This window comes from Prochlorococcus sp. MIT 1201 (assembly GCF_047303415.1).
GTDB lineage: Bacteria > Cyanobacteriota > Cyanobacteriia > PCC-6307 > Cyanobiaceae > Prochlorococcus > Prochlorococcus marinus_D.
Genome location: NZ_CP138947.1, coordinates 1871624 through 1897862, shown reverse-complemented (window position 1 = coordinate 1897862; position 26239 = coordinate 1871624). Strand labels below are relative to the sequence as shown.

Annotated in this window: 29 protein-coding genes and 1 tRNA gene; 18 read left to right on the top strand and 12 right to left on the bottom strand. The window is 53.8% G+C overall.

Annotated features, from left to right (window positions below; translation table 11 throughout):
• The first annotated feature begins 44 nt into the window (after positions 1-44).
• Complete coding sequence (gene murJ / locus SIB41_RS09180; RefSeq protein ID WP_413358344.1) at positions 45-1652, top strand: murein biosynthesis integral membrane protein MurJ; 1608 nt, start codon at positions 45-47, stop codon at positions 1650-1652.
• Here the strand turns inward: murJ and SIB41_RS09175 are convergent.
• From SIB41_RS09175 to SIB41_RS09165, 3 genes are read right to left on the bottom strand one after another with little or no spacing between them, the layout of a single operon-like run.
• Complete coding sequence (locus SIB41_RS09175) at positions 1639-1902, bottom strand: hypothetical protein (protein WP_011131217.1); 264 nt, start codon at positions 1900-1902, stop codon at positions 1639-1641. The two genes, murJ and SIB41_RS09175, sit on opposite strands and share 14 nt — an antisense overlap.
• A 25-nt stretch (positions 1903-1927) precedes the next feature.
• Entirely contained in the window at positions 1928-2218 is a 291-nt protein-coding gene (locus SIB41_RS09170; protein WP_011131216.1) for a DUF3181 family protein, read from the bottom strand.
• Positions 2219-2260: 42 nt separating this feature from the next.
• Positions 2261-2515, bottom strand: coding sequence for a 2TM domain-containing protein (locus tag SIB41_RS09165; protein ID WP_011131215.1), 255 nt, complete (start codon positions 2513-2515; stop codon positions 2261-2263).
• 92 nt (positions 2516-2607) lie between these two features.
• Between SIB41_RS09165 and SIB41_RS09160 the strand changes: the two genes are divergently transcribed.
• The 7 genes from SIB41_RS09160 (at position 2608) to SIB41_RS09130 (ending at position 9233) form a co-directional block, all read left to right on the top strand.
• Positions 2608-2681 (top strand) — tRNA-Arg (locus SIB41_RS09160).
• A 118-nt stretch (positions 2682-2799) separates the two neighbouring features.
• Positions 2800-4089 (top strand): serine hydroxymethyltransferase, encoded by a 1290-nt coding sequence (gene glyA / locus SIB41_RS09155; RefSeq protein WP_413358342.1) that lies wholly within the window; start codon positions 2800-2802, stop codon positions 4087-4089.
• A gap of 88 nt (positions 4090-4177) precedes the next feature.
• Entirely contained in the window at positions 4178-5326 is a 1149-nt protein-coding gene (locus SIB41_RS09150; RefSeq protein ID WP_063420464.1) for an MraY family glycosyltransferase, read from the top strand.
• Entirely contained in the window at positions 5319-6590 is a 1272-nt protein-coding gene (locus SIB41_RS09145; protein WP_413361491.1) for a competence/damage-inducible protein A, read from the top strand. Before SIB41_RS09150 ends, SIB41_RS09145 begins: the two co-directional genes overlap by 8 nt.
• A 25-nt stretch (positions 6591-6615) precedes the next feature.
• A complete protein-coding gene (gene leuC, locus SIB41_RS09140) occupies positions 6616-8052 on the top strand; it encodes a 3-isopropylmalate dehydratase large subunit (protein WP_413358340.1) in 1437 nt (478 codons plus the stop codon).
• Positions 8049-8681: a 3-isopropylmalate dehydratase small subunit gene (locus SIB41_RS09135; RefSeq protein WP_413358338.1), complete on the top strand. Its 633-nt coding sequence runs from the start codon at positions 8049-8051 to the stop codon at positions 8679-8681. The genes leuC and SIB41_RS09135 overlap by 4 nt, the downstream gene beginning before the upstream one ends.
• A 96-nt stretch (positions 8682-8777) precedes the next feature.
• Positions 8778-9233, top strand: coding sequence for a pentapeptide repeat-containing protein (locus tag SIB41_RS09130; protein WP_413358336.1), 456 nt, complete (start codon positions 8778-8780; stop codon positions 9231-9233).
• A gap of 9 nt (positions 9234-9242) precedes the next feature.
• On the opposite strand, the gene SIB41_RS09125 is transcribed toward SIB41_RS09130, so the two are convergent.
• The gene (locus tag SIB41_RS09125) at positions 9243-12476 is read right to left on the bottom strand and encodes a DUF3769 domain-containing protein (protein WP_413358333.1); all 3234 of its coding nucleotides are present in this window, start codon (positions 12474-12476) and stop codon (positions 9243-9245) included.
• A 105-nt stretch (positions 12477-12581) separates the two neighbouring features.
• Entirely contained in the window at positions 12582-12701 is a 120-nt protein-coding gene (locus SIB41_RS09120; protein ID WP_011827047.1) for a photosystem II reaction center protein I, read from the bottom strand.
• Between the two features lie 39 nt (positions 12702-12740).
• On the opposite strand from SIB41_RS09120, the gene SIB41_RS09115 reads away from it, so the two are divergent.
• Positions 12741-15779 carry an alpha-mannosidase gene (locus SIB41_RS09115; RefSeq protein ID WP_413358330.1) on the top strand — a complete coding sequence of 1013 codons (3039 nt, stop codon included), beginning with the start codon at positions 12741-12743 and terminating at the stop codon, positions 15777-15779.
• An 8-nt stretch (positions 15780-15787) separates the two neighbouring features.
• Here SIB41_RS09115 and psbN read toward each other — a convergent pair whose 3' ends face one another.
• Entirely contained in the window at positions 15788-15931 is a 144-nt protein-coding gene (gene psbN / locus SIB41_RS09110; RefSeq protein WP_011827045.1) for a photosystem II reaction center protein PsbN, read from the bottom strand.
• A gap of 87 nt (positions 15932-16018) precedes the next feature.
• Between psbN and psbH the strand changes: the two genes are divergently transcribed.
• From psbH to SIB41_RS09090, 4 genes are read left to right on the top strand one after another with little or no spacing between them, the layout of a single operon-like run.
• A complete protein-coding gene (gene psbH, locus SIB41_RS09105) occupies positions 16019-16207 on the top strand; it encodes a photosystem II reaction center phosphoprotein PsbH (protein WP_011131204.1) in 189 nt (62 codons plus the stop codon).
• A gap of 34 nt (positions 16208-16241) precedes the next feature.
• Positions 16242-16517 (top strand): TatA/E family twin arginine-targeting protein translocase, encoded by a 276-nt coding sequence (locus SIB41_RS09100; RefSeq protein ID WP_413358328.1) that lies wholly within the window; start codon positions 16242-16244, stop codon positions 16515-16517.
• Positions 16518-16524: 7 nt separating this feature from the next.
• Positions 16525-17145 carry an aminoacyl-tRNA hydrolase gene (gene pth, locus SIB41_RS09095; RefSeq protein ID WP_413358326.1) on the top strand — a complete coding sequence of 207 codons (621 nt, stop codon included), beginning with the start codon at positions 16525-16527 and terminating at the stop codon, positions 17143-17145.
• Entirely contained in the window at positions 17145-17402 is a 258-nt protein-coding gene (locus tag SIB41_RS09090; protein WP_011131201.1) for a DUF3146 family protein, read from the top strand. The genes pth and SIB41_RS09090 overlap by 1 nt, the downstream gene beginning before the upstream one ends.
• Here the strand turns inward: SIB41_RS09090 and SIB41_RS09085 are convergent.
• The 4 genes from SIB41_RS09085 to rph all read right to left on the bottom strand — a co-directional run bounded on the left by SIB41_RS09085 (position 17386) and on the right by rph (position 20628).
• Complete coding sequence (locus SIB41_RS09085) at positions 17386-17817, bottom strand: resolvase (protein ID WP_413358323.1); 432 nt, start codon at positions 17815-17817, stop codon at positions 17386-17388. The genes SIB41_RS09090 and SIB41_RS09085 overlap by 17 nt on opposite strands.
• A complete protein-coding gene (locus SIB41_RS09080; protein WP_413358320.1) occupies positions 17814-19019 on the bottom strand; it encodes a DUF3084 domain-containing protein in 1206 nt (401 codons plus the stop codon). The genes SIB41_RS09085 and SIB41_RS09080 overlap by 4 nt, the downstream gene beginning before the upstream one ends.
• Before the next feature lie 65 nt (positions 19020-19084).
• Entirely contained in the window at positions 19085-19819 is a 735-nt protein-coding gene (gene ntcA / locus SIB41_RS09075) for a global nitrogen regulator NtcA (protein ID WP_041384680.1), read from the bottom strand.
• Between the two features lie 74 nt (positions 19820-19893).
• Positions 19894-20628, bottom strand: coding sequence for a ribonuclease PH (rph, locus tag SIB41_RS09070; protein WP_413358318.1), 735 nt, complete (start codon positions 20626-20628; stop codon positions 19894-19896).
• A 141-nt stretch (positions 20629-20769) separates the two neighbouring features.
• On the opposite strand from rph, the gene SIB41_RS09065 reads away from it, so the two are divergent.
• From SIB41_RS09065 to SIB41_RS09050, 4 genes are all read left to right on the top strand, one after another.
• The gene (locus SIB41_RS09065) at positions 20770-21384 is read left to right on the top strand and encodes a cob(I)yrinic acid a,c-diamide adenosyltransferase (RefSeq protein ID WP_413358316.1); all 615 of its coding nucleotides are present in this window, start codon (positions 20770-20772) and stop codon (positions 21382-21384) included.
• Positions 21384-21977, top strand: a complete 594-nt coding sequence (gene dcd / locus SIB41_RS09060; RefSeq protein ID WP_011131195.1) for a dCTP deaminase — start codon at positions 21384-21386, stop codon at positions 21975-21977. The genes SIB41_RS09065 and dcd overlap by 1 nt, the downstream gene beginning before the upstream one ends.
• A 96-nt stretch (positions 21978-22073) precedes the next feature.
• Positions 22074-22247: a hypothetical protein gene (locus SIB41_RS09055; protein ID WP_155724711.1), complete on the top strand. Its 174-nt coding sequence runs from the start codon at positions 22074-22076 to the stop codon at positions 22245-22247.
• A 27-nt stretch (positions 22248-22274) separates the two neighbouring features.
• On the top strand, positions 22275-22643 hold the full coding sequence (locus SIB41_RS09050; protein ID WP_413358314.1) for a hypothetical protein: 369 nt from the start codon (positions 22275-22277) through the stop codon (positions 22641-22643).
• Between the two features lie 402 nt (positions 22644-23045).
• On the opposite strand, the gene SIB41_RS09045 is transcribed toward SIB41_RS09050, so the two are convergent.
• A complete protein-coding gene (locus SIB41_RS09045) occupies positions 23046-23612 on the bottom strand; it encodes a thioredoxin family protein (protein ID WP_413358312.1) in 567 nt (188 codons plus the stop codon).
• A gap of 116 nt (positions 23613-23728) precedes the next feature.
• Here SIB41_RS09045 and SIB41_RS09040 point away from each other — a divergent pair, with 116 nt between their 5' ends.
• A complete protein-coding gene (locus tag SIB41_RS09040; RefSeq protein ID WP_413358310.1) occupies positions 23729-24223 on the top strand; it encodes a hypothetical protein in 495 nt (164 codons plus the stop codon).
• On the opposite strand, the gene SIB41_RS09035 is transcribed toward SIB41_RS09040, so the two are convergent.
• Positions 24188-26221: a transglycosylase SLT domain-containing protein gene (locus tag SIB41_RS09035; protein ID WP_413361489.1), complete on the bottom strand. Its 2034-nt coding sequence runs from the start codon at positions 26219-26221 to the stop codon at positions 24188-24190. The genes SIB41_RS09040 and SIB41_RS09035 overlap by 36 nt on opposite strands.
• Positions 26222-26239: the final 18 nt, after the last annotated feature.

Below are 26239 nucleotides of genomic sequence, written 5' to 3'. Positions count from 1 at the left end.
GCTTGAGAATGCTGCTAAATGATCAGATGGTCTGAGGCCCAAGGATGGGGAGATCCTTAAAGCGTATTGCTCTGGTTGTCACAGTCGGCACCTTGCTTAGCAAGGTGGGAGGGCTGGTTCGTCAGCTTGTGATTGCGGCTGCTTTCGGGGTGGGAGCGGCTTATGACGCTTACAACTACGCCTACGTCTTGCCGGGGTTTCTGTTGATTCTCCTGGGTGGGATCAACGGTCCTTTCCACAGCGCCATGGTCAGTGTCCTCAGCAGACGGCCGCGGCAGGAGAGCGCTCATGTGTTGGCGGCGCTCAACACCATGGTTAGTGCTGCTTTGTTGTTCTTGACGGCTCTATTAGTGCTGGCAGCCAATCCGTTGATCACTTTGGTGGGCCCAGGTCTGAGTCCTGAGCTGCATCGGATTGCTGTGGTTCAGCTTCAGGTGATGGCACCAATGGCTTTGTTGGCAGGTTTGATCGGCCTGGGCTTCGGCTCCCTTAATGCTGCTGATGAGTTCTGGATTCCGGCGGTTTCGCCAATCATGTCCAGTCTTGCTTTGGTGGTCGGTGTCGGAGTTTTGTGGTGGCAGGTCGGCACGAACATCGGCTCCATGCAGTTCGCCCTTAGGGGTGGCATTGTTTTGGCACTAGCCACCTTGGTGGGAGCCCTGTTGCAGTGGCTGATTCAACTGCCGGCGTTGATCAGGCAAGGCTTGACAAAGATGAAGTTGGTTTGGGATTGGCATCATCCAGGTGTGCGGGAGGTATGGCAGGTCATGGGCCCGGCCACCCTTTCTTCAGGCATGTTGCAGATCAATGTCTTTACAGATCTGCTTTTTGCTTCCGGCATTTTGGGTGCGGCAGCTGGTCTGGGCTACGCCAATCTTTTGGTACAGACGCCTTTGGGGCTGATCTCCAATGCATTGCTGGTGCCACTACTGCCAACGTTTGCCAGGCTCACTGCCCAGGAAGATCGGCCTGCACTAGTCACTCGCATCCGTCAGGGGTTGATGTTGTCTACGGCCAGCATGGTTCCTCTGGGGGCCATGTTCGTGGCTCTTGGAACCCCAATCGTTGCTTTGGTGTACGAGCGAGGGGCCTTTGATGCCCAGGCGGCCAGCTTGGTGAGTGGATTGCTGATGGCCTATGGCGTGGGCATGCCTGCCTATCTAGCTCGTGATCTGCTGGTGCGTGTGTTTTATGCCCTAGGTGATGGCACTACCCCCTTCCGACTTTCTACGGCAGGGATTGGCTTGAATGTGGTGTTTGATTGGTTGTTGGTTGGTGGCCCAACCCCTTGGGGCCTTCAGTTGCCATTCAATTTCGGGGCTACCGGTTTGGTGCTGGCGACGGTTGCAATCAATCTGCTGACCTGCGCAGCTCTCTTGGTGGGCTTGCATTCGCGGCTAGGGGGCTTGCCTTTGCAACGGTGGGCTTTTGATGGCGTCAAGGTGCTTTGGGCTGGCCTGGCGGCAGGGTTTGCGGCTTGGGCTCTGGCGACCTTGATGCAATGGCCTCAGGACCTGCTGGGACTTTTGATTGAGGTGTGTCTGTCAGTGATCACCGGCCTTGCTGTATTCGCTCTAATCAGCATCTCTCTTGGTGTCGCTGAGGTGCGTGAGCTAGCGCGGGAGCTGCGTTACAGAGTTATTCCTCGCTGAGGCGAACTTCGCGATCCTCACGGACTTGAATTGGTAGCTCCAGATGGTCTCGGCCCACTAGCTGGGGTCCCTGTACCGAAACGATGCGTGCTTCGATCCCGAATTCCTGGAAGGCGTTTTCGAGCTCTTGAATCAGAGCTTTCTCCACCTGGTCCTCAGCATCGACAACTTTGCCGATGAGTCGCTCCCCTAGTGGTCCGATGCGTTGACGCATCACTTCACGGGCGTTGGTGACCTCGATGATCAGCACTGGCCCTCCATGGATGGCAGCAACCTTATCGGCAGTAGGGCTCCAGGATCTCCTCAAGGTCACGAAGTTGAGAGGCTGGGATTAGGCGCGCCAGTGGTAGGCGGGTGCTCCCTCCACCTAGGGGCACTTGCACTGATTCCAGGGCTTGGCGGGCTGCCACATTGGCGCCTTCATTGAGCCTGACGCTGCATTCGATGGCAAGGTTTTCTGCAAGCCCTGCATCGCCCAGATAAAGGTGCCAGCTGGCGATCTGAAGGTAGATGCGATCGGCAAGGGATAGTTGTAGCTCTTTTAAATCTGCTGGATCGATTGTCATAAGTGATGGTCTTGCTAGGTGGATGCTGGCTTGATGTTGGGATCAGGCTTGCTCTTCGGTGGTCTTGGCCTTGGGTCTTTTGACGACTACAAATGCAAGGTGGATGAAGAGTCCAGCAAGCCAGATTTCGCTGAACCAATCCAAGTGTGGCCATGGGTGGCGCATTTGTTGAATGAACCAAAGGCCACTGTTGAAAGCTGCAAAGGCCATGGCATGCAGGGTGAAGTTGACGATTCGAGCGAAATGTTGATAGGTCGGGTCGGTTGTGTCGGCGTTGCCGTACCAGCGAATTGGCATGAGCAGTGTCCTTGTAGATCTCTCGATTGTGGCGCTTGGATGAGACTCGGTTGACGAAGGCCCCCATGATGAAGTCTGATGTTTCCTTCTAAGCGCCTGTAGCTCAGCGGATTAGAGCATCTGACTACGGATCAGAGGGTCGGGAGTTCGAATCTCTCCAGGCGCGCTGATTAACTGCCCTTCGGGCAGTTTTTTTTTGCACTTGGGTCCGGCGGCGGTCTTAGGGCTGTGCTTAAGACGTGAAGAACCATTGCCTACGATCCGAAAACTGTTGGGTTCTGTAAATGACGGATCGCTTCTTGGCTTCTATTAATGCTGCCCTGACGGATTCCGACCCGGCGATTGCAGGCTTGATCGATCAGGAGAGGCAACGTCAGGAGACCCATCTAGAGCTGATAGCCAGTGAGAACTTCACTTCGCAAGCTGTGATGCAGGCTCAGGGTTCTGTGCTCACCAACAAGTACGCCGAAGGTCTTCCCCATAAGCGCTATTACGGCGGTTGTGAGCATGTCGATGCGATTGAGGAGTTGGCGATCGAGCGTGCTCGGCGGCTCTTTGGTGCGGCTTGGGCCAACGTGCAACCTCATAGTGGCGCGCAGGCCAACTTCGCCGTCTTCCTGGCGCTGTTGCAGCCCGGTGACACCATCATGGGGATGGATCTATCTCATGGGGGGCATCTCACTCATGGTTCTCCTGTCAATGTCAGCGGCAAGTGGTTCAATGTCGTTCATTACGGCGTGGAGCGTGATAGTCAGCAGCTCGACATGGAGGCTGTTCGTCAGCTGGCCCTGAAAGAGCGTCCTCAACTGATCATCTGCGGCTACTCGGCCTATCCCCGCACGATCGATTTTGCTGCTTTTCGCAGCATCGCTGATGAGGTGGGCGCTTACTTGTTGGCGGACATGGCACACATTGCCGGCCTTGTTGCGGCTGGGGTCCATCCGAGTCCTATCGCCCACTGTGATGTGGTGACGACGACCACCCACAAGACATTGCGTGGCCCCAGAGGCGGCTTAATCCTTTGTCGTGATGCGGACTTTGGCCGTAAGTTTGACAAGGCAGTGTTTCCTGGCAGTCAGGGCGGCCCTTTGGAACATGTGATCGCAGCCAAGGCTGTGGCCTTAGGAGAAGCTCTTCAGCCAGAGTTCCAGGCTTATAGCTGCCAGGTGGTGGCGAATGCCCAGGTTCTTGCTGGTCGCATTCAGGAGCGCGGGATTGCGGTGGTGAGTGGAGGAACAGATAATCATCTTGTCTTGCTGGATCTGCGCAGCATTGGGATGACCGGGAAGGTTGCTGATTTGCTTGTCAGTGACGTGAACATCACCGCCAATAAGAACACAGTGCCCTTTGATCCTGAGTCGCCTTTTGTGACCAGTGGTCTGCGCTTGGGCACGGCGGCGCTCACAACTCGTGGCTTTGATGAGGAGGCATTCCGTGAGGTTGCTGATGTGATTGCAGATCGTTTGCTTAAACCGCAAGATGAATCGATCAAGGCGCAGTGCTTGGAACGGGTGAGACAACTTTGTGGCCATTTCCCTCTCTACAGGGGTGCCCTCCAGCCGGCGCTTGCTTGACTGGCCCTTCGCTCTGGAATCACAGGTTTGCTCTGCCTAGGATTCATTCCATCGGCCCTTCTTTAGGTCGCTTGCTACAGGAGCGAACTTGACTCTCGCGAGCAGCCCCTTTGCTTTTGCTACGGCGAGCTTTGTGATAGCTGCTGTGCTTACCACTTTGGTTGTCCCACTCGTGCGGGCGCTTGGCCTTCACCTTGGTCTCACTGATCAGCCTGATTCCCGCAAGCAGCACAGCACTCCGATGGTGCGTCTTGGTGGCATCGCCATGGTGCTGGGATTTGGTTTGGCTCTGGCAGTGACATGGGGGCTGGGGGGGTTTGGTTTACTTGCGCCTGCGAAGGATCAGCTGATCTGGTCCACTCTGGCGGGGGCTCTTTGCTTTTTTGTGATTGGCCTGGCAGATGATTTGTTCGTTTTGTCTCCTTGGCCTCGTTTGGCAGGACAGGTGGCCGTTGCGTTTGCGATGTGGACTCAGGGGGTACGCATTGGAACGATTGAGTTCCCCTGGTTGGGGGAAGGCTCTTCTTCTTTAATTGCCTTGCCGGATTTGCTTAGCCTTGCTGCCACGCTGGTGTGGCTTGTGGGTATTACCAATGCCATCAATTGGCTAGATGGTCTTGATGGTCTTGCGGCAGGAGTGGCTGGTATTGCCGCTGTTGGTCTTGTGTCGGTCAGTTTTTCACTTCATCAAGTGGCTGCAGGTTTTCTGGCAGCTGCTTTGGCGGGCTGTTGTCTTGGTTTTCTGCGCCATAACTTCAATCCAGCCCGCATTTTTATGGGTGATGGCGGCTCCTATTTCCTTGGCTTTACCTTGGCAGCAATCAGCATCGTGGGACCAGCCAAGGGACTCACTACCGTCAGTCTGTTGCTGCCACTGTTGATTTTGTCTCTGCCTTTGGCTGATATGTCGGCAGTGATTATGGGGCGTTTGCGGGAAGGCCGTTCTCCCTTTTACCCTGATCGTCGCCATCTTCATCACCGTCTGCTGCGCGCCGGCTTCAGTCATCGCCGAACGGTGTTGTTGATCTACGTGTTTACACAATGGCTAGCAGCATTGGCCCTCGTGGTGGCCAATGCTGAAATGCGTTTTTTGTGGCTGGCTTTAGCGACAGCCATTCTCGTGGCGACAGTCGTGATCAGCCGTCGTCAACGTAGTGCTGAAGGTGTCTTCGTAGACCCTTCTGGCCCCCTTGCAGCTCCTAGTGATCCACGTGTCTATCGCGATGGACATGGCTGAGGCTTCGGCTAGGCATGGCGTTGAGATCCTTTGCATTGGCACGGAGCTGTTGCTTGGCAACATCCTTAATAGCAATGCTCGTTGGTTAGCTGAGGAGCTGGCTGCTCTGGGGCTCCCTCATTACCGCCAAACTGTTGTAGGAGACAACGTTGAACGTCTCAAAGAATCAGTTTTGGAGGCTGTTGATCGCAGTCGGATTCTCATCACCACTGGTGGCCTAGGACCAACGCCTGATGATCTGACTACTGAAACTTTGGCGGCTGCTTTTGATACGCCGCTTGAGGAACGTCCAGAACTTTGGTTCGAGATTCAGGCCAAGCTCACTGCTGGCGGCAGCATTTCTGCAATCAGTAATCGCAAGCAGGCGTTGTTCCCTCGTGGAGCTGAAATCCTTCCAAATCCTTCCGGCACTGCGCCGGGGATGATCTGGTGTCCTCGGCCGGGGTTCACTGTGCTCACCTTTCCGGGTGTGCCTTCTGAAATGAAGCAGATGTGGTCCCAGAAAGCCGTGCCATGGCTGCGTCAGCACGGAGGAGTGGCTGACATCTTTGTGAGTCGGCTATTGCGGTTTACAGGCATTGCTGAATCCACGCTGGCTGAAGAGGTGGCTGATTTGCTTGAGCAGGGCAATCCAACAGTGGCCCCTTATGCCGGCCTGGGAGAGGTGAAACTACGGATCACGGCCCGAGGGGCAACGGTGGAGCAAGCGAGGCAGCTATTGGATCCAGTGGATGCAGAGCTCCGTCATCGCACCGGCTTGTTCTGTTATGGCTCGGATGATGAGAGCTTGGCTTCGGTTGTGCTGGATTTGTTGCGTCAACGAGGTGAGACCGTTGTAGTGGCAGAGTCTTGTACAGGTGGCGGAGTTGGTGCCGCTTTGGCTGCTGTTCCGAGAGCTTCTGAGGTTTTTCTTGGCGGGTTTATTGCTTATAGCAATGCCATTAAGCAAGCCCTACTGGGGATATCCACAGACCTTTTGCATCAGCACGGTGCAGTTTCGGATCCTGTGGTGCGGGCTATGGCTGAAGGCGCGCGTCAACGGCTGGGGGCAGATTGGTCCATTGCGGTGAGCGGTGTGGCAGGCCCTGGCGGTGGTACGCAGGCCAAGCCTGTGGGGTTAGTGCATATCGCAGTAGCTGGACCGCATGGCTGTGATGCAAGCCCTGTGCAGTTCGGTGTTCGTCGTGGAAGGTTGGCAATTCAGGAGCTGAGTGTGGTTCGCAGTCTCGATCGGCTGCGCAGGTTCCTGCTGGATGGGAGCTAAGGTTTTCGGCTACTGCCTCTGAACCTTGAGCTCCGGCACCCTCTACGACAAGGTGTGGGATCTCCATCGGGTGGCTGCACTGCCTGGTGGATCCACTCAGTTATTTGTGGGTTTGCATTTGATCCATGAGGTCACCAGCCCGCAGGCTTTCGCTGCTTTGCAGGACAAGGGTTTGCCGGTGCGGTGCCCTGAGCGCACCGTGGCGACTGTTGATCACATCGTGCCGACGATCAGTCAGAAGCGTCCGTTTGTTGACCCTTTGGCTGAGGAGATGCTCAGCACCTTGGAACGAAACTGTGCCAACTACGGGATTGTTCTTTGCGGCCTTGGCAGTGGTCGCCAGGGCATCGTGCATGTGATAGCTCCTGAGTTGGGGCTGACCCAGCCGGGCATGACTGTGGCTTGTGGTGACTCACACACGTCTACCCATGGGGCGTTTGGCGCCATTGCGTTCGGCATCGGTACCAGCCAGGTGCGGGATGTGCTTGCTAGTCAGAGTCTTGCCATGAACAAGCTCAAGGTACGCCGGATCTGGGTCGACGGTCAGCTTGGTTGCGGGGTTCATGCCAAGGATTTGATCCTTCATCTGATCCGAAGCCTTGGGGTTAAAGCTGGCGTGGGCTATGCCTATGAGTTCGCCGGACCAGCCATTGATGTGCTCTCCATGGAAGAACGCATGACCCTCTGCAATATGGCGATTGAGGGAGGCGCCCGCTGCGGATATGTCAATCCTGATGGGGTCACTTTTGACTATTTGCAAGGACGGCTTTATGCGCCTACTGGGGAGGCTTGGCATCGGGCAGTGGCCTGGTGGAGGAGCTTGGCCAGTGATCCCAATGCTGTTTTTGATGATGAGGTGACGTTTGATGCGGCCAGTGTTGCGCCCATGGTGACCTGGGGCATCACTCCCGGTCAGGGCATTGCTGTAGACGAATCGGTACCGACTGCTGATTCGCTTGAGCCAAGTGAACGTCCAATCGCCGAGGAAGCTTGTCGCTATATGGATTTGGAGCCGGGAATGGCGATTGAAGGGGTTCCAGTTGATGTTTGTTTTATTGGCAGTTGCACCAATGGTCGTCTTAGTGATTTAAAGGCTGCTGCCGCTATTGCCAAGGGCCGCCATGTAGCAAAAGGGATCAAGGCCTTTGTGGTGCCAGGGTCGGAACAAGTTGCCAGGGCTGCGGAAGCAGAGGGGCTTGATGGTGTTTTTCGGAAGGCTGGATTTGAATGGCGTGAACCAGGCTGTTCCATGTGTCTGGCAATGAATCCTGATCGTCTTGAGGGGCGGCAGATCAGTGCAAGTTCCAGTAACAGGAATTTCAAGGGGCGGCAGGGTTCGTCCCGAGGCCGCACCTTGTTGATGAGTCCCGCAATGGTGGCTGCTGCTGCCATTACCGGCCAGGTCACTGATGTGCGCAAGCTAATCAGCAACACTGTTCCTTCTCAAAGCTTCCACCAATGACGATTGAGGCTATACCTTTCCCTCATGGCCCTATAGACCAGGTTCGGGGCCGGGCCGTGATGTTGCGTGGTGACGACATTGACACGGATCGGATCATCCCAGCCCGGTTTCTTAAATGTGTGAGTTTCGAGGCGCTGGGAGATCAGGTTTTTGAGGATGATCGCTTGGAACTGGGTGGTTCACATCCCTTCGACCTGAAGGTTCATCAGGGTGCTTCGATCTTGGTTGTTAATGATAATTTCGGCTGTGGTTCTAGTCGTGAACATGCACCTCAAGCTTTGATGCGCTGGGGTATCCGTGCGCTGATTGGACAGAGCTTTGCAGAAATCTTCTATGGCAACTGTCTAGCGCTGGGAATTCCATGTGCAACTGCCGCCTTTGCTCAGATTGATGCCTTGCAGCAGGCGGTAGCAGCGGAACCGTCGCAGAGCTGGGTCTTCAATCTTCAGGCTCAGCAGTTGACGAGTGCTGCGGGTTCATGGGATTTACAGATTGAGTCTGGCCATCGCGAGATGCTGCTTAGCGGACGTTGGGATGCCACATCGCAGTTGGTGGCTCAGGACGCAGCCCTAAAGCGCACGATGGCAGACCTCCCATACCTCAATGATTTTGTGGCGTCTCTGCATTGAATGTTGTTTGTTGAGGACACGGAAGATTGAATTTTTAGTGATTTGCTGCGGCAGATCATTTGCAGCGTGTCTATGAAAAGAGAAAGCGAGCTGGTCATGGTTTCTCTCCGTTACATCTGGACTGTGGTGCTCGTTCTGTTAGCTCCTCCAGCATTTGCAGCGTCAGTGGTGTCGCTCAATGTTGAGCCTTTTACAACACAGATGGAGCAGTTGCACCAATGCGGAGCGTGTAGGAGTTGTGATTTGCGCGGGGCAGACCTCCGTGATGCTCATTTGATTGGTGTAGACCTTCGCGATGCTGATCTGCGGGGTGCTCGTCTTGAGGGAGCGAATCTTGAGGGTGCTGATCTAAGTGGTGCTCGCTTGGATGATGCTCAGCTCAATGGGGCGGTGCTTACGAATACTGAGTTGAGTGGGACAGACTTGCGGCGTGCAGACTTACGTGAGGCTGTGGTGATCAATGCTTACTCGCCAGATGTGCGTACGGAAGGAATGCAGTTTGCCGGTGCTGATTTAACCGGTAGTCATTTGATTTATGGTGGTGCTCCTTGATCAACTGAATTAGAAGAGGTGCTCTTCAAATTGATCGAATTGATTGATGGGTGTATATGGAACAAAAGGTACGCCGGTGCCGGTGAAGTTGAAATCATTAAGACGGAAACGAAAGCCGCCGATGCCTTTGTAGGGGTTGAAGTAGAAACCGAAGTCATAGGAACGACGTTGCCAGCGCAGTTCGATGTTTGAGTTAATGATGTCACCGTAGTAAATGGAGTCGGGGTCTACATTCATTCCTATGCCTGCACTAAGTACTAAAGGGCCTGCAATTTGTTGGTTGATGCCTATCCCAAATGTCCCTAAGTCAACGGCTTGGTCAAATTCAAATGGGCTTTCGCCTTGTTTTAGAGTTATTCCACCGCTTAGCGAAAGTTGTGTGTAGTCTAGGAAAGGTTTGCTGAATGTTCCTAGTGTAAGGGTTGGCCCAGCGCTAAAAGTGAAGGTGTTTTGACTTGAATTAACTTCACTGCTGTATGCGCTTAATGAGGCTCTTAGATTAGTTCTGAAGTCGAGTCCAGGTACGATTGCTAAAGGGGAATATCGGTAGGCTGCTTCTGGTGTGAGTGCAGTAGGTTTGCCGCGCCAAATTGGGTATCTACTATTCCAAGATCCATAGAAGTTGACACGCCATAGATCTGAAAGATTTTCACTAGTAAATGATTCCGCTTGATAGTTACCTGCGCCAGCCCTAATGAGGAAGTTGTTTCTTAGTTTACCCCAGCGCCACTTGCCTTGCTTCTCAACTAAAGTTCCATAAGCAGAGTAGATATCTGTTTCTCCCAGTGATCCGTTCCAAGCTTTGTAGCGATAAGCCCCAAAGATATGTGCATCAATATTGCCAACAATAGGAATATCAAACTCATTTTTGAGGTCTACCCAATAACGGCTTCCGTCAGCAATGTTTAGAGGATTAAAGGTACTTATGTCAGCATTAATATCAATGTCCCACCCCCAAGTCTTCCCAGTTATCTCTGCTTCTAGGCCGAATAAGTCAGCAGCTGTAATGGACTGAGTTCTTTTGCTGCTGTCAATTGAGGTGCCAGGAGCAACGTAGCTGTTGGTCTCTCCGTCGATGGCTCGCTGTAAAAGGAATTGAGGCTGGAGGGAGAGGGTGTAGTTTTTTGTTAGCTCGATAGGTTTTAGATCACGACCAACAAAGAAACCATCTCGATCTTCATTGTCGATGCCAAATACCCAACGGTTCTCAACCTCTTCCTGCTTTTTGATGGTTTGGTTTCTGGAGACTGGGATAGGAAAACGCTCCTCTATAATGAGTCGATTCCGGCTGCTTTGGATCACAATATCGCCACTGGGTTCTTCAGTGGCGATAACATCTTCGGCGTCAATACGCGTTTGAGAAGGTGTATAGGGATCATTGGAGAAGCCCATGCGATCTGCTCTCCATCCCTCTGGGCTGATCGTGACCTTGGCGGCTTGAATCCTCCAGCGGCTGATTGATCCTGTGATTAATTTAGTGTTCGATACTCTGTTTAATTGAGAAACTTTGATTCCACCATATGCATTTGTTTCTCTTACTTCCCTTGCTGAGGCCAGATTTCCTCTTTGCAATCCAATGGTAAGGGCTTGTTGGAACTGGATGCTGCTAATACGTTGATCGATCTTGGCAATTGCCTTGGCGCGCAATGCTTCTTGCTCTGCTGGAGAGAGCGTCGATGAATTCGTCTGGGCGAGTCTTTGTCGCGTGGCAACAGCTTGGGGAGGTCTGGTGCCAAGAGGGAGAGCTTCTGCTTGGGCTTTAGGGTCACCCTCTCCAAGGGTGATCGACTCAAGGGTCTGTTGGAGCCCTTGGCGAGTTGTTCGATTAGCACGATCGGGGTCAGGACAACCCAATGGTGGCGGAACGTCAACTTGCTGCGGTGCTGTTTTGTCTTGGCCCCAGCGGTATCTCAAGCCAACAAGGTAAGCATTACTTCCTTCCTTGACACCGCTATAGGTGCCGAAGGCTCCTGAGCGATGGTGAATGCGTCCCACAAGAGAGAGTTGTTGTGATACTGCGGCTTCAAGCTCAAAGCTCAGATAGTTGAGCAATTTTGCATAGTCCTCTCGGTAGGTCTTCTCATAGTTGCTATAGGCCGTATTGAAGCTGATTCCCTCGATCACGCCAAAACTCAACCACGGTTGTACCCATAGCCGTGCTCCGATACCCAGTACACCTTCACCAAAGCTCTGGGCAGGTGTGTCTGCAAATGGTACCGATTGATTGAATGCTCCACCAGCTTGTTGGTTGGCATGGTGAGCAAAGAGGTCTGCTTCCAGTTCAAGAGCGAAGGGGCCTGCACGAGCGATTCTTTTCTGCAGACCCAGGCCCAGGAGATATTCCTCCCTCATTCGGCCATTGAACAGAAAGGTGTCTCCAAAATTTGAATCAATCATCTGGCCACCCCAAGCCGTTACGGCCCAGGGATGGGGATGCCAATCTGGTATCGGCGGCAGCACAGGTGGACAGGCCATGCCTGGTTGATTGTTTGCGTCTTTTCGAGATGTCTCGGACGATTGCGGTGGCTGATCTAGCTGGACCCATTGATTGCTTTGGGCAAGACTTTGATCCCAGATCGTTGTTGAAGCGGTCTGGCTGCTGATGGCTCCAGCGGTGGTGCTGTTTAATTCAACGTCTAAAGCTGTGGGGAACCCGAGGCTTTCACTTTCTTGTATTGCTAGGTGCCGTCGTGGGTTTGAGGGGCTTTGTGGGATCTGAGCTGCATCGAGTGAATTGGGGCCAAGGTCGATTGCTGCGCTGTCGAGATCTAGAACGCCATAGACGTCCTTAAGCTCCCCTTCTTTTTGAATCAGGCTGTAGCGGAGGGAACTGGCTTGGAAGTACTGAGATCCCTTGCGGTAATTAACGCTACCCCTGGCATAAAGGGTGTTGAAGTTGCTGTCGAACTCAATGCGGTCTGCATGAAGGAGGCCTCCATTGAGAACGGCCTTGACGTTACCTTCAGCGATAAAACGCTCTTGTCGGGCGTCATAGCGTTGGCTGTTAGCCCGAAGTTTGAGCTCTAGGGGAGGTTCGGGAGATTGTTCTGGAAGGCTGGGCTGGCGTTGAAGGCCTGTTGATTGCCTCAACTGCCCCCCTGATCTTGCGATGGGAGCCGCTTGGGTGGGCGAGGAGGTGCCTTCTTTGTATGAGTTGCTTGACTGAGAATTTGCCTCAGCAGGGATTAACCCTGTAGCAAGTAAGAGCCCAACAAGAAGGGTTGGGGGACTGTTCGCCGCCAATAGGCTTCAGCTGGGGCAGCTGATCTTCCCATAATTGATGGAAGATCTGAGCAGGCCTCAGTCCAGTGTGTTGCGTGACCCGAGAAGTTTCGCTTGCAAAGGCTTTTAGTCTTCGAGATCCTTACGGGCTGGTGTCCTCGCAGGATCGCTGGCCAAGAAGCCGAAGACGAAAACCGCAATAAAGAAGAAGACGACCGAGTAAACGGAGAGCTTGAGGGCGAGCATGGAGAGACCGTTCAGCTTCTAGTACATCGATGACATCTTATGGCGCATAGAGGACACTTAGGGATGGAGGAGCAGCTTCAAGCCCGACGATTGGCGTGGATTGAAACTTTTCGAAGTCGCTCTCGGTGGGATCTCAAGCCAGGTTGGTATCGCGTAGGGGATCGTGATCGGCGGTCTCTGCTTCAAGATGATTGGGCTCAAATCCATCGACCCGACTGGGTTGCCAGGGGTTTATTGGTCTGGCCTCGAGGCGGAGTATGGCTGCAATTGCAGCAGGAGATCCTTTGTCCGGAGGCTTGGAGACAAGCTCAAGCAAGTTGTTTGCGGCTGGTCTTGGGTTGGTGGGCTGATCAGATGAGGCTGTGGGTGGATGGTGTGTTGGTGCATGAGGGGGATCTGTTCGATACCACTTGTCGGTGGAGCCTTCCTGAATCGATCCCTTGGGAGCGACCTCTAACACTCTTGCTGGAGTTGAGGAGTCCTATCCATGACGATGGCGCGTTGATCAACAGTGAGTTGGTGCTGGAACCCAGGGCCGGTGCAGTGGATCTAGATCAGGTTCTGCTGCCTGAAGCGCTGGCGCTCTATTTAGAGGTGGGAGAGGTGTTGCCGGAGGATTGGCTTGAGCTGGATCCCCACAGTCAGGAGGCAACCGTGGCTGTCGACCAGCAACTACGCAATGCAGCGCAGCCGCCGGGGCTGATCCATTGGATCGGCCATGCCCATCTTGATTTGGCCTGGTTGTGGTCAGTGGCTGACACTTGGCAGGCGGCAGAGCGCACGTTCCGCTCTGTGCTGCACCTGATGCAGCGATTTCCTGATTTCCATTTCAGCCACTCCTCGCCAGCTCTCTATCAGTGGGTTGAACATCACCGTCCAACTCTTTTTGCTGCGCTTCAGGATGCAAGTCGGGCAGGTCGTTGGGAGCCGATCAATGGCCCTTGGGTCGAGACTGATTGTGTGCTGGTGAGCACTGCTTCGCTTTGGCGACAGTTCACGCTTGGACAGCAGTACAGCCGATCAGCATTTCCGGAGTGGCCCCATCAGTTGGCCTGGCTTCCAGACAGCTTTGGCTTTGCCGCTGGTTTGCCAGCGGTAGCTACCCAGACAGGAATCCGTTGGTTCTGCACCCATAAACTGTCTTGGAATGCCAGTAATCCCTTCCCGCATCGACTGTTTCGTTGGTGCAGTCGTGGCCAGGCTGAGGTGCTAGCGCTGATGCTTCCGCCAATTGGCACTGATGGGAATCCGATGGCCATGCTTCGCGAGCAGCGGTCTTGGCAGGCGTCTACCGCTGTTGAAGAGGCTTTGTGGGTTCCGGGTGTTGGCGACCATGGAGGTGGCCCCACTGCAGAAATGCTAGAGCAGCTGCAGCTTTGGGAGGATCATCCTCAGGCTTTGCCCCAGAGGCCGGGCACAGTAAGGGCTTACCTTGCGACGCTTGAAGCTCATGCTGAGACTTTGCCGGTGTGGCGTGATGAGCTCTATTTGGAGCTTCATCGTGGTTGTGCGACGACCCGTCCCGATCAGAAGCGTCAAAACCGACACCTTGAAAGGCTTTTGAGGGAAGTCGACCTGGCTATAGCTTTGCTGGCTTGCCAGCTTGGCGATAGGGCTGACGTTCCTGGAACCTCTGCATCTTCATTGCCAGATTGGCGGCCTTTGCTCTTTCAGCAATTTCACGACATCCTTCCAGGCACATCGATTCCTGAAGTGTTTGAGCAGGCTGAGCCGGTCTGGCGATCGTCATGTCGTGAATCAAGGCGGAGCCGCGATCAGCATCTGCAGCAGCTTTTTCGCAGTGGGGTGTCCTGCTCCGATCGATTCGATCCAGAGTCTCCTGCTGGGTGCTGGGTCTGGATGGGTCTACAGCCACTACAGCGTTGGTCGCCTGTGCTGAGATTGCCACGAGATCAATGGGGCAGCGCCGGTAGGCAGCTTCCATGCCAAGAGGCCAAGGGAGGCGGAACCTGGGTGCAGTTGCCTGTGCAGCAAGGGGTGATAGCAGTTCCGCTTCAGCGTTGTGTCAGTAAGGCCTTAGATGTTCTTGATGGCTTACCTGTTCGTGGGGCTGTGCAGATTCAGCCCCTTGATCAAGGCGGTTGGCGGATTAGTAATGGCCTTTTGCAAGCTGATTTTGGTGCCGAAGGCTTGCAGCAACTTTGGGATCGGAACGGGACACCTCAGTTGGCAGGACCTCTGATTTGGGGGCTTTTTCGCGATCGTGGCGAATTTTGGGACGCCTGGGATCTGGCGGCAGATTATCGCCAGCATCCATTGGCTCTGAACTGGAATGGTTCGATGGAGCTGGTGGAGCGCGGACCTCTTGTAGCGCGCTTGGTCTTGCGAGGTTGGGCTGGGAGCAGTGCTCTGCGCCTTGATGTGCAGCTGAGAGCTGATTGCCCCTGGCTCGAGCTGCGTCTAGGCGTGGATTGGCGTCAAAGTCATGAGCTACTGCGTTTGGAGGTTCCCCTGGCTTGCTCAGCGGTGAGATGGGCGGCGGATACCAGCGGTGGAGTCATTGAACGTCCTGCTGAAGCTATGACGGCTAGGGAAAAAGCACGTTGGGAGGTTCCTGTGATCTCCTGGTTGGCGAGCGAGTCGGCGGCGCCGGGTGGTGGCCTTGCGGTGTTATTGGATGGACCTCAGGGGGTTCAGGTGTGCCCAGACAGGCTTGGTGTTTCTCTGCTTAGAGGGGCTACCTGGCCAGATCCCTCGGCTGATCGGGGTTGGCATCGTCAGCGATTAGCACTGATGCCTGTTCCCGATGGTTGGAGTCGGGAGGCTGTGCCTCAGGCAGCGTTGGCTTTTCGAGAGCCGGGCTGGTTGGGGCCTTCTGATCTCAAGGTGTCATGGTCAGGATTGCCGTCGCTGCCTTCAAAGCTGGTTCCATTGGCTGTGACGTATGCCGAAGTAAGGCAGCTGAAGCTCAGCGTGCTTAATGCCGGTGCAACACGCCAGTCTTGGGCCGTAGGGAAGACTTGGCGGGTTGGTAGCGCTCACGAGTCCTGTCTCGGCGAAGCGGTAGAGCTGAAGCCTGGAGAGTTGACTGAACTATTGCTTGAGCGTGTCGATTGATGTGATCGTCAGTCTTCGTGTTCTTCAAAGGGGTCTTCAAGTTCTTTTGAGGGAGGACCAAAAGCTGTGTAGAGCCCGTATCCGGTCAGCCCGAAGGTGATGGTGACCATGGCAATGAGCAGGGAGTAGGTCTCGGAGGAGGAGTTTTCCATCACATCTCTCGACAGGATTAGTCCGTATGCGGACTATGACCATTACAGTAGGCATGCTTAATCACCATCCGAGACCGAAGCTCCGTTATGGCTCAAAGCACCCGTCTGGGAAATCTGATCAAATCTCTACCCGGCTACGCCCCTGGCAAGGTAGTGCCAGGTTGGGGCACTACCCCAGTGATGGCAGGGATCGGCTTCATGTTGCTGATTTTCCTGGTGACCATCTTGCAGATCTACAACCAGTCGCTTCTTCTCCAAAGCATCAGCTTTGAATAGATTGTCCTCGGCTCTGCTGGGCTGAGGCTCGCCTATGAATGTGTTCGGCATCGGTCTCCCCGAGATGGCGGTTATCGGCGCCATAGCCCTGCTTGTCTTTGGACCTAAACGACTTCCAGAGTTTGGTCGCACGCTTGGTAAAACCTTGAAAGGTTTTCAGGCAGCCTCAAAGGAATTCGAGCGTGAGATTCATAAAACGATGACAGAACCTGAGTCCATCGAACAGGCTGCGACGGAAGGGTCCATGCAGCAAGACACCAATGCAATAAGTGAAACCCCTCAGGAGGCTAAAAACCCTCCCGCTAGCTGAGAGTGGTATGAGGCCGGGTCGTTTACGTCTATTGGTAGGCCTAGGTAATCCAGGCTCAAAGTATGTCGGTACCCGTCACAACATCGGCTTCATGGCCCTCGATAAATTGGCTGCGCAGAAGTCAGTAAGTTTCAGGCCGCAAACAAAGTTCCATGGACTGATGGCGGAAGTGGCGGTTGGCTCAGAGAGGGTTCGATTGCTGATGCCTCAAACTTATATGAATGAAAGCGGTCGGGCGATTCGTACAGCCATCGATTGGTTTGGCTTGGAGGTTGATCAGTTGCTGGTGCTTGTAGATGACATGGATTTGTCTTTGGGTCGACTGCGGCTTCGCGCCCAGGGAAGTGCAGGAGGTCACAATGGTTTGCGCAGCGCGATTCAACATCTGGGGACTCAGGATTTTTGTCGTCTGCGGATCGGGATCGGTTCTCCAGGTTGTACCTCTGAGGAACGAAGAGCTCGAACCGTCTCGCATGTGCTCGGGGTGTTTAGTCGGCAGGAGAGCCTCCTAGTCGATCAAGTGCTTGATGAGGTGCTGATGGGTTTGGATCTGATTCAGTGCCTTGGGTTGGAACGGGCAGGTAATCGTCTCAATGCTTTTCAACCGGAGGGTTGTTCTGCCTGCTGATGAGTCATTTGCCTGTCACCACGGCTCGCCTCTGTGTACACCGCCAAAGCTTTGCCGACCAACGCTTGGATGGGGAGGTCTCCGCTGGGGGGTTTCAGTGGCAGTTCAGCTGGGCTTTCGATCGGGGTGAACTGAAAGTGGAACCCTCTCTTGGGCGAGCACTGATTGAGGATGCTTTACTGCGCTTCCTCGTTAAGGCTGACTACCACCTTGAGCCTGGTGGGGATTATATGTTCACTGTTAGGGCCCGATTCTGAAGTTGGGTGGTCCGGGCCAAAGGAGTTGTTGCCCGAGGTGGTCTTCAAGCAACACCATTGCGGCTATGGCGTCCAGATGATGGGGAGGCAGGATCATTCCTCGGGGTAGCCAGCGGCGCCAGTTGCTTGGGGGCCATAGCTCCCAATAGCGATGGCGGGCGCGCAGTGTGCTCCCACGTTCTTCGACCACATGCAAGGGGGCAATGTGCAGTAGAAGGTTTTGCCAGTATTCACTGCTGGTGCCGTTGCCGATCAAGATGCCTTCTAAGGGTGCTTGGTTTTGCCAATGCATGATGAGGTCGAGCACAGCGGTTGCGGCCACCACTTTCCCCTCAAGCACAGCACTTGTTGCTGTATCGGCAAGAACTAATCCACATTTATTGCGACCAGGATCTACGGCCACAAGCTTTGTCATGGTTTGTCTTCGGGAATCTTTGTCCAAGGACCACCCACGGGCTGCAGGACAACTGCTACTGGATCGGCTGTATCGCTGTTGCGGAGTGCAACGGCTTCTAGCTCAATCCGCTCTTGAGAACGGTTCAGTAATGCCTTGCCGAGCCGGTTCATCTCACTGCCATCGAACTGCAGTCCTGAACTGAGGGATCCGCGTCTTTTTACCTCTGCCAGAGTTGATGCAAGCAGGAGGCTAAGTCGGTTGCGCACGGTTTCGCTGCTCTTCTCGTTTTGGTCAAGAGTCGTTCGTGCGAGAACTTCGCCTTGTCGGACGATGTTGATATTTGGGCGAGCATCCGGGAAGGCATACACCACGTTCTCACCACGCAACACGTTTGCGGCAGAGCGCACATAGACCACCCAGGTGCCTGGCTTTCGGATGATCTGTTCGATGCGGTTGATATCGGTGCGTGGCACGAGCAGGATCTGTCGATTGGCTTCTTCACCGGGACGTACGCGTCGAAAAGCCTCCAGGTTTGCTTCCTGAAGTAGGCGGTCGATGACGGCTTTCGCCTGGCTGGGGTTATCGAGCCGCAGGGTGGCTGCGGCAAGTTGCTGCCCACTGCTCAGCACAACATTCCCTCGACGTAAGGCAATGAGGTTGGTCTCGAGCTGCTTCAGTTCTTTTTCAGCCGCGCTAATCCTGCTGCGAACATTGGCTAGTTCAACTTCCGTTCGGCGGATGTCGGCATCTTTTTTGGAAATGTCGCGACTGAGACGAGCTCGTTCCGCCTCGAGCTGTTGTCTTTGTTTTTGTAGTGGTGCGAGTTCGTTGCGAAGAGCGGTAGCTCGCTTTTTGGCTTCCTTCAGTTCATTCTGAACCTGATTGCTGTCCGACCTGGCCTGCTTGAGATCAAGCTCGGCATTCAACTGGGCCGACCGACTTGAATTGAGGGCATCACGGCTTTGTTGGAGTTTGGCCTGAAGGTCATCCAGTTCAAAAAGTCCTACTCGCAGTTGTCGACTGACCAGCAGCATCAGTCCTAGGGACAGGGCGCTAATCAGGCTGCCAGTGAGAACGGTGATGAAGACGGCTGTCCTTCGCGGTCTGAGATTGAACAGGCTCAGCCTTGCTTTGCCTACACGGCTGCCAAGTCGATCGCCAAGGGTGGAGAGCACACCACCGAGGACGAGTAGGGAGAGGATCAGCAGCCAGCCGGTCACGACAATGGGCGGGTGGGATCAGGAATAGTGTCAACCCGTTTCACCATCCTGGACTGGGACGGGGATCAGTTGAATTTTTTAGCAAGGGCAATCGGATCAAGAACGGTGATTTTCTTGCGATCGATTTGCACTAGACCTGAATTGCGCAGGTCTCCCAACAGGCGAGTAATGGTGACGCGAGTCGAGCCGATTGCTTCAGCGATGGACTGATGTGAGAGGCGTAGGTCAATGGTGATTCCTTGTTCCCCTGGAACCCCGAAATCCCGGCAGAGGACTAGCAGGAAACTCACAAGCCTTGATGACATGTCGCGGTGAGTGAGGGTCTCGATCATGGTCTCGGTTTGCAAGATCCGACTTGAGAGACCCTGCAGCAGAAGTAACCCCACGCTGGTGTCGTTTTCGATCGCTTGGCGAACTGAGGTGGCTGGCGCTGTGATCATTTCGACTCGGGTGAAGGCTACGGAGTGATAAAAACGGTCCGAGCGATGGCCTGTGAGTAGAGAGAGCACTCCAAATAGGCTGTTTTCACGCAGCAATGCCACGGTGATCTCTTCACCAGATTCATAGACCCGAGATAGCCGAACCGCGCCGCGTCGAATGAGATAAACCTTTTCGGCAGGATCGCCAGGAAAGAAGATGGTTTTGGAACGCTCCACCATTTCGTTGCTGGCGCCATCCAGTTCACGGATGACTTCCAGCAGGGTTTTCTGGGGTGGAGCAGGCGAGTTGGCCATACTTCCTGACCCTTGAACATAGGGTTGCTGGGCGTAACGGCTGAAGCCGCGGATGACGCCGGCCATGGCTGCGCAGCAAACTGCAGAAATATGAAGTTAGGGAGTGGACCTCCACCACCATGTAGCAATGGTGACGGTTTTTAGTCTTCTTGCATTAATGCCGAACGCTGGAAGGCTTGTAGATGTTGCAGGCCGGGTTCTGCCAGATTCAGCAAGTCGTTGAGTTGATTCCGGCTGAATGGAGCCCCTTCAGCGGTGCCCTGCAGCTCCAATAGGTGCCCATTGGAACCCATTACCACGTTTAGATCCACATCAGCCCTGGAGTCTTCGCTGTAGTCGAGGTCGAGAAGGGGATAACTCTCCACTAAACCAACGGATACTGCAGCAACTTGCTCGATGACGGGTTGATGTGTGAGAAGCCCTTGTTCCAGCAAGCGATCGCAGCCTCGTTTTAAGGCAATCCAAGCGCCGGTGATGGAGGCTGTACGTGTGCCGGCATCGGCCTGAATGACGTCACAATCAATTCGCAGGGTGGTTTCCCCAAGAGCGGCCATGTCGATCACGGCGCGCAGGCTGCGGCCAATGAGGCGTTGAATTTCTTGAGTGCGTCCGGAAAGCTTGAGCAGTTCACGGTTCTGTCTTTGCGGTGTAGACCCAGGCAGAAGGCGGTACTCGGCGCTGAGCCAGCCTTTGCCTTGGCCTTTGCGCCAGCGGGGTACACCTTCTTCAATGCAAACACTGCAGAGCACTGCGGTGCGACCAGTGCGGATGATTAACGAACTGAGGGCAAAGCCCATTGGATCCCATGTGATCTGAAGGGGCCGCATCACGTCAGCAAGGCGGCCGTCAGCACGTGGCTGGGGGGATGTGAGCATCGTGCTGTTGGTGGTTGAGATGAACTGAGCCTGGCAGAAACAGGTGCTTTTACACCATGGATAGTGTCAAGAGCCTTGTTAAGCAGCTTCCCACCGCTACATTTGACTTCTGCTGGTTTTGTCGGGGCGATTGAGACTTTTATGACTGCCAGCCTGAGCCCTAGTCATCGCTCCGTGGATCCGTGCATGACGGACCATCGCTCGCAGGAGAGTGATGGGAGCCGGTCTTTGGCAGTAGTTGCTGATAGGCGTTTGCTGCATCTGGTAGCTCCTGAAGGGCAGCTTCAGGTTTATACAGCCCCCTATCGAGGCAGTTTTTCTGTTGTCTTGAGTCAGGCGTTAAGAGCGGCTGGGCTGGGAAGTCGTGTGTTGGTGGCTCAGTTCCTCAAGGGAGGAGTAGACCAAGGCCCAGATGGGCGTGTGCGCCTATGTGGGCGACTTGAGTGGCTGCGCCCGGCGGTTCCTGGCTGTCTATCTGAGCCTGCTTCAACGCTTGCCGTTGACTCCAGCGCACCTGAGGCCGTGGAGGCCATTTGGCATGAATGTCGGGATCGCATCATGGCGAGTGATTTGGATCAAATGGTGTTGGATGAGGTTGGTCTGGCGATTGCTCTTGGTTATCTCGATGAAGCTGATGTGTTATCAACTCTGGAACAGCGCCCCGGGTCGATGGATGTCATCTTGACTGGCTCAGTCATGCCATCGATCCTGATGGCAATGGCTGATCAGGTCACTGAGTTGCGTCGTGGTTTCTAATGCTTAAAAACGATCGTTGGATCACCGAACAGGCCGCAGCAGGGATGCTTGAACCCTTTCAAGCCGGATTGATTCGACATCTTGATCCTGAGCAGCATCAACGGCCTGTGCTGAGCTTTGGCTGTTCTTCCTTTGGTTATGACCTAAGGCTCTCTGCGAAGGAGTTTTTGATCTTTCGCCATGTACCAGGCACGGTGATGAATCCGAAGCGATTTAATCCTGCAAATCTCGAATCCACCCCTTTGCATCAGGACGAGGATGGCGAGTATTTCATCCTGCCGGCTCATTCTTATGGTCTCGGTGTGGCGCTGGAGAAGATGAAGGTGCCATCAAATATCACTGTCATTTGCCTAGGTAAGAGTACCTATGCTCGCCTTGGTATCATTGTTAATACGACTCCCGCCGAAGCCAGTTGGGAAGGGCATCTCACGCTTGAATTCAGCAATAGTTCTGGAGCTGATTGCCGTATCTATGCCAATGAAGGCATTTGTCAGCTTCTTTTCTTCGAGGGTGATCCCTGCGATACCACCTACAGCGATCGCCAGGGTAAATATCAACATCAGCCAGAACGCGTCACTCTCGCCAGGATTTGAACGAAAAAGATCTGTTGAATGCATGTCTGCTCTCAACAGATCTTTTTGATTTTGTAGACATTGATAGAGTGAAGCTACTGATCTCATCCCCCACGTATGTCAGACAAGCAGCCAAAATCCGCACCTCCTGAGGTGGAAGTTAATACCTCAGGTGATTATCTTGGTGGATGGGGACAGTTTGGCAACTCTTTTGTCTTTTGGGTGAGTGCTGTCGTTCTCGCTGCTTGTGTAGGGGTTTTGGCGTTCAGTATTAGCCTGCTTCAAGGTTAAAGATGAGATTTTTTGAAACTTAATTCCATGAGACGGACTTCTTTGCTGTTCAGGTTTTCTGCTGGCTTTGAAATCCTTGGTGGGATTTTTGCTCTTGTTCTGCCTGTTAAATTTTGTTCACTACTTTTTGGTTATACGCTAGTCACTGAACTGGTAGGTATTGCAAGATTATTTGCATTGGCAATCATTGCTCTTGGCTGCGCGTGCTGGGAAGTTTCAAGCCATGCGCCGATGCAAAATCCGAGAAGATCTCTTTGTTATTACAATATTGCTGTTGGCCTTTTGTTAGCGTCTATTGGTGTGAGCCAAGATGTAACTGGAGTTCTTTTGTGGCCAGGAGTATTTATTCATCTTGCAATAGGGATTTTGCTTTTGCCTGGCCTTAGAACACAATAGAGGCTCTTGGTAAAAAGGGGTCCGATTGGAGTGGTTAATCGCTCAAATGGTGAGCGAGAAAGCTAAGGGCAAGCAGCAATAATACTAGAGCTTAGCAAGGAGATTTTGATAACTTTTTGGCTCGATTGTCGCCACAGGCAGGGTTGATAGGAGTGGTGCTTGGGCCGTGTAGATATTTTGCTTAATCTACTTGAGCTAAAAATCATATTAAATAGTTGCTTGTGTAATGGCTCATCATAATTGCTAATTGCTAATTGCTAATTGCTAATTGCTAATTGCTAATTGCTAATTGCTAATTGCTAATTGCTAATTGCTAATTGCTAATTGCTAATTGCTAATTGCTAATTGCTAATTGCTAATTGCTAATTGCTAATTGCTTATTGCTTATTGACTGCTTTTAGATTAGCCATGGCTCATTGGCCCAATAGCCTCTAAATTGTTTTGCTTGTCTGTTCGTTCTTGTGATGGATTCAGGTTGCTGATAGCGCCTACACCGGCGAACTTGGGTAGTGGTTGGTTTTGAATCAGAGCGTCAGTTAATTGCTGTAGTTGTTCTTGAGTGCGTGCACCCAGTGAGAGACCCTGCAGTTTGCCTTTGTTATCGAAGAAGTTCAGCTGGGGAATGCCGTTGACGTCGTAGCGATCGACAAGGTCTTGCCAGCGGGGGTTGTCGACGTTCACCAGCACAACGTCGAGCTGGTTTTCCCTTTCACGTTCCGTTGTGAGCATGGCTGGGGCCATTTCACGACAGGCTTGACACCAATCAGCATAAAATTCGATCACGGTCGGTCGACCATTGGTGAGTGCGACATCTGGGTCGAGGGAGCGCCGTGCCAGTTGCTCGAGCGGTGCCTCAGCATTGAGGCCGCCCCGCAGCAGGAAAAGAACGACTGCTAATCCCAATGCTGTGAATAGCAGGATCAACCTTTGGCCTTGGCCGAGAGTGGAAGACGGGGAACTTCCGGTCATGATGGGCAAGATTCTCGATGCACTTTGGCAGGTCTGTTTTGTTGTTGTTGCTCGCTTCAATGGGCTAACTGTTCAGAAGTGAAGCGTCTTTTCACCATTCGTTGAGGCTGAGGCTGATGCTGCGTCTCCTCGTTGTGCCATTTCGTGCCCCCTCGTTGCTGTTGCTCTTTGGGGTGGCGGTCGTTATGGGCAACCATTGGTCGTTGCTTCAGTCTGAGCAGATAGACAGCCTCGGTATTGATGTTGAGCTCTTTTGGATTGTTGAGCTCCTTCAGGCGGTCGTGTTGGTCGTGATTTGCACGATGCCGGATCTGATCTTGCGTCAGGTTTCCTTGCTGATGGCTGCCAGTCGTGCAATCAGTTTGCTGGTGGTTTTGTTGTTGGTGATCACCGCTGGCCTGTACCTACTGCACCTGAGCCTGCTTGCGGATGTTCTCATCCTTGCTTCTGCGATATTGCTTGCGCGCTTGGATCTCACTCGCATTCGTGTGGTTCCACCACCGGTTGTGATGGCGATTGCTCTGGGGTTGATTTTGCTTGGCGGGATATGGATTGGCCAGCAGATCTCTATGCCTTTACATCTCAGTCTCGCAAAGCTTTTTGCTGGATAGGCCTAAATAGCTCCAGAGGTTGCCGAGAACCTTTTTTGTATACAGGCGTGTCTCTGGGTAAGGGATTCGTTCTACCCAGAGCTCAGGGTCCGCAGCCAGTTCTGGGGTTCGCCAGTCGGCTACTGCAGCAGGCCCTGCGTTGTAACTGCCCACTGCTAGCCATGGATTGCCTTGCCATTGCTTCAGCAGCATTGCTAGGTAACGGGCCCCAAGTTCAATATTGGTTTCAGGAGTGGACAGCACTTGCTTGTTCAGAGGGCTATTGCTGAGTTCTGCCGCTGTTTCCGGCATCAGTTGCATCAGCCCTATTGCGCCTACTGGAGACTCCACGCCTGGCGAGAAGCGTGATTCTTGCTTTGCTATGGCCAGCAATAGTTCAGCTCGGACGTCACTGCGGTGACTCGCTTTTTTGATCTCAGGCCAAAAGCGATATGGATGTTGGCTGTGATGGAGCAGTTGGCGTGTGTGGCAGTCCTCTCCTACGAGTCGCAGGCTTGTTCGCCAGAGCTGACTTAGCCCCGTCCAGTTATCGCCGACGGCCATCCTGAGCCGCCCTTCCACCATCCTGGTGTTGGGATCATGTTGTGCGCGATCGACTTCAACCCTCAGAGTCCGCCACGTTTCCCAGGCCTCCATTGCGAGACCAAGTCGCCAGAGTTCGTCTACAAGCTTTTCTCCACTGCCTAGTGGGGTCCAGGATGGGAGCTCAGGGTTCGAAATTGATACGGGTTGCCCTTGCAGTGCAGGAAGATCAGCTCGACCAAGGCGTGCTTGGGCGCGCCAGGTGTAGTACCCATTGGGATGGGATCGGAGCAGCTTTTCCCAGATCTGGGTGGCCTCTCGATTGCGACCCTGTTTGGAGGCAGTGAATCCGATCCAGAACTGTTGCCTAGCGGCGAGGGGCTCCGGCAATTTTTGGGTTGGGATGCTTTCGAGAATCGATTGGGCCTTGTTCCATTGCTCTTTCAGCAGAGCGTCTCGGCTCAGATCCCATTGCAGTTGCCAGCTAGCAGGACTATCAGGCCAGCGTTGAAACACCTCGTCTGCTTGGATCCCATTTTCGAGGCGTACGCGGGCTGCCGCCACGCTGGGGGAACGATCAGCAAGGGCAGGCGGCAAGGACTTCAGCAGAGTCGCCTTCGGATGAAGAGGTTCACTGAGGAGGCTCACCGCTTCAAGGCTTTCAGCAGCCTCTGGATTGTCTTGAGCCAGCTTCAAGAGCAGAGATTCGCCCTGGAGTTGTTCCTCCTTATTGCCTCGGAGCAGTGTCTGGCCAATGGCTAGGGCTGCTGCAGGATCAGGGGGTTGTTCTTGTAGGCAGCTCAGGGCTGTTCTGCCGTCGCCTAGTTGTGCAAGACCAAGGGCTAGTTCTTGTCGCTCTTGGTTTGAATGTCCATTCCTTGCCGGAGCGCTGCAGGCGCTGCGTAGGACTTCTGCGGCACCTGGCCAGAAGACCCCCCAACGCGTGAGATGAATGGCTCTTTGATGGCGACTGTTGCTGGTATCCAGTTCAATTGCGCTGGCTAGTGCCGCTGGATGAGCAGGATGTTGCTGAAGGAGTTGCTGACGCAGTTCAGGGTTATGGCGCCCGAGGCTGTAATACGCATCAGCCGCCGTCGTCGTGTTTGGAAAACGTTTCAGCAGGCTTTGCCAAAGATGATTGGCCTTTGATTTTTCCCCAAGACGCTCGGCTGTTTGGGCTTGCAGCTTGAGGGCAACGGCTGCTAAGGGGCTGTTCCCCCAGCCTTGGCCGGCCAACAGCCTCTGATGCCTAAGGGTTGATCCTTTTGTCTTGCTCACGAGCAGCAATGAGGCATCTCGGCGTTGCTGGGGATCGATTGACCAGCGATAGGCCTGCCAGAGCTCTGTTTGCGACATCCTTGGCGTAAGTCGCTTGAGCTGTGGTTTTAAAAGGGCTTGCCCAGCGAGGCTTACCGCCAAGCTGAGTAGGGCTGTACCTCCGAGTAGAGGGAATCCGCGACAGGGGCTCGCGATCACGCCAGAGCAGAAACTGTT